At 64.5% G+C, this 2,612-nt stretch carries 3 protein-coding genes; all 3 read right to left on the reverse strand.

Going from position 1 to position 2,612, the window contains the following annotated elements; genetic code table 11:
• Window positions 1-500: 500 nt before the first annotated feature.
• A complete protein-coding gene (locus NTW26_02005) occupies window positions 501-1,532 on the reverse strand; it encodes a tetratricopeptide repeat protein (protein MCX7021046.1) in 1,032 nt (343 codons plus the stop codon).
• Between the two features lie 91 nt (window positions 1,533-1,623).
• On the reverse strand, window positions 1,624-2,241 hold the full coding sequence (locus NTW26_02010; protein MCX7021047.1) for a hypothetical protein: 618 nt from the start codon (window positions 2,239-2,241) through the stop codon (window positions 1,624-1,626).
• Window positions 2,242-2,330: 89 nt separating this feature from the next.
• The coding region (locus tag NTW26_02015) for a hypothetical protein (GenBank protein ID MCX7021048.1) at window positions 2,331-2,612 on the reverse strand (282 nt) is incomplete at its 5' end.

Genomic DNA, 2,612 nt, shown 5'->3' on the forward strand with positions numbered 1-2,612 from the left:
ATTAAAAGGGGTGCGTCAACCCGTGGGAAGATTTTTGTGTGAACAAGGAAGCGGCGGGGATTTGCCGGGGGCATAGCTCGCTACGCTCGGTTAAAATCCCCGCCCTACGTCATCGCAATTTGCGAGGCACGGGCCGCCCGTTCCCCCTCTCCCTCCTCGGGAGAGGGTGGGGGTGAGGGTCGGGGTTTTGAATTAAAAAGGGCGGGGTACGGAGCCCCCGCCCTACATCGTCTCCCTCTCCCTTCCAGGGAGAGGGTTGGGGTGAGGGTCGAGGCCGGGAATGTTGAAAACGCGGCGGCCCGCAGGGGACTTGTCCCACGGGGCCGCCCTACATTTCGAGCCGCCCGATTTCCCCCGTAGGGGCGACCGTCCACGGTCGCCCGCGGGCGGACCTGAAGGTCCGCCCCTACATCATCGCAACGAGGTTCGGGCTGGGGTGAGGGGTAAAAAAGGCCGGGACTAAAGTCCCCGCCCTACATTCGGGCGCACGACGGCGGCGGCTACTGGGACATCTGGATAATCGCCACCTGCGAGATAACCTGCAGGAGGGCCATGGAGAGCCTCCCCCCGTTGCGCACATGCTCCTCGATGAGCGACAGGGCGTCATCGAAACGCCCGAGCTGGGCGTAGAGCACCGCCATGTTCTGCACCAGCGTCAGCCGGTTACTCTCGCTCAGGAAAGGCTTCGCCAGCGCCTCCTCGGCGAGGGGGACCCCCGCGGTCAGGTCCGGGGTCGCCCCCCCGGCGAGCAGGACGAGCATCGCCTCCAGCGCCAGGGGGTCGCCGTACTCGGGGAACTTCTCCTTGGCCTCCTTCAGGTAGGTCTTGTAGGCCTCGGGATTGGCGGGATTGAAGCTGAACTGGACGAGCATCTCGTAGGCGGCCATCTGGTCCGCGGGGGTGGCGGCGCGGGTCAAGGCTATCTCGGCCTCGGCCATGGCCTCGGTCATCCGGCCGGTCTGCGAGTAAATCTGAGCCAGGCCCCGGGGTCCGGCCCAGTTGTCGGGGGCGATTTTATCGCAGTAGGTGAACTGCGCCTCCGCCTTGTCCATGACGCCGTGCCGGGCGTAGGTGAGCCCCAGGAGGTAGTTCAACCCCGGGTGGAGCGGATCGGCCGCCAGACCGTCGTTGAGGGCCGCCAGGCCCGCGGAGGTCAGCGGCGAGCTGATGATGTCGAGGCCGAGCTGCGCCCGGCTCATCTGCTCCTGGCTCATGCCCTGCTGCGGGCCCATGAGCATCGAGAGGGACTGCTCGTCCTCGAAATCCCGGTAGGCCTCACGGTAGCAGCGTTCGGCAACGGCGGAGTTGAGTCCTGTGCGGGCCCGGGTCAGGTGCTCTTCGACGGCGCCCAGGCTCAGAACGAGTCGGTAATCCAGCTCGGCCTCATCGTAGCGCCCGTCGGCCAGGGCGGTGTCGGCCGCGGCCAATATCTGACCCACGTCCACCTTGTTCCCCGCCTCGGCCCCCTCGGTGCACGCGGTGAGCCCGAAAAGGACGGTGGCACAGAGGGAGAAGAAAAGAAATTTGCGCATGGAACGCCTCGCTTTTAGGGGTAGAAAAAGCCAGTCGAACGGGGATTATAGCCGCCGGCGGCGATAAGCGCAACGCCCCCGCGGGTCGCGGCTAAAAAATGAACTGCACGCCCAGGCTGAAGGCGTTCAGGGTGAAGGCGAAGGTGGTCCAGTCCCCGATGAGCCGGAAGCTATCCGAGAACTCGATGTGGACCCCCGCGCTCAAGTCGTAGTTGAAGCCCGATCCGGCTCCGATGGTCAGCCGTGGCTTGACGGCCGCGTAGAACGGCAGGAAGGGGACGTTGGAATCGAGGAAGAGGTGCGCTTCAAGCACGCCGCCCAAGTACGTCCAGCCCGCCCCGCCGCCCCACGACAGGGTCACCGAGTCGGGATCGTCCACCACGGCCCACTTCACGTCCGCCAGCATCCCCAGCCAGGCGAAGCCCTCCGCGCCGGACACGAGCATGATCCCGGTCTGGAAACCGAGGTCCACCGCGTCGGAGAGGCCGATGTCCAGCCGCGTCTGGGGTTCGATGAGCACCACGTCGGTGTCGAAATCCAGGAGGTCGCCGGAGTCCGAGGTGACGGCTAAGGGTACCACTCCGGCGCCGCCGGTCAGGCCCACCTTTCCCGCGCCCACGGTCCGGGCCGTGGTCAGGTTGGTCATGTAGCAGCCCGCGGCGAGCAATGTCAGTGCCGCTACCGGGAAGAGCCATTTACGGCGTGTCATGCTGCTTCCTCTCTTTCAAAGTGATCCGAGGTTCCAGTGAAGTTGAGACAAGGGGTTTAAACCCCTTGCCCCCGACAGCGGAAATGCAATTAAAGGGTGGGCTGCGCGACCAGGCCGAACGTGCCGAACCGCGGTAAATCGTAGCCTCCGTAGAAGAGCGTGTAGGCGATGATGAGCCGGAAGCGTTCCGAGAAGTCCACGTGGACCCCGGCGGAGAGGTCGCAGCTGATAAAGACAATCTCCTTATCGGTGGAGTCCGTCGCCACGTACAACCTGGGTTTGACGGCCAGGTAAATCGGCAGATAGGGGAGGTTGGAATCAATGAAGAAGTGCACCTTAGGATGTAGGGCAAGGGGTTTAAACCCCTTGTC

Source organism: bacterium, assembly GCA_026398675.1.
Taxonomy (GTDB): Bacteria; RBG-13-66-14; RBG-13-66-14; order RBG-13-66-14; family RBG-13-66-14; genus RBG-13-66-14.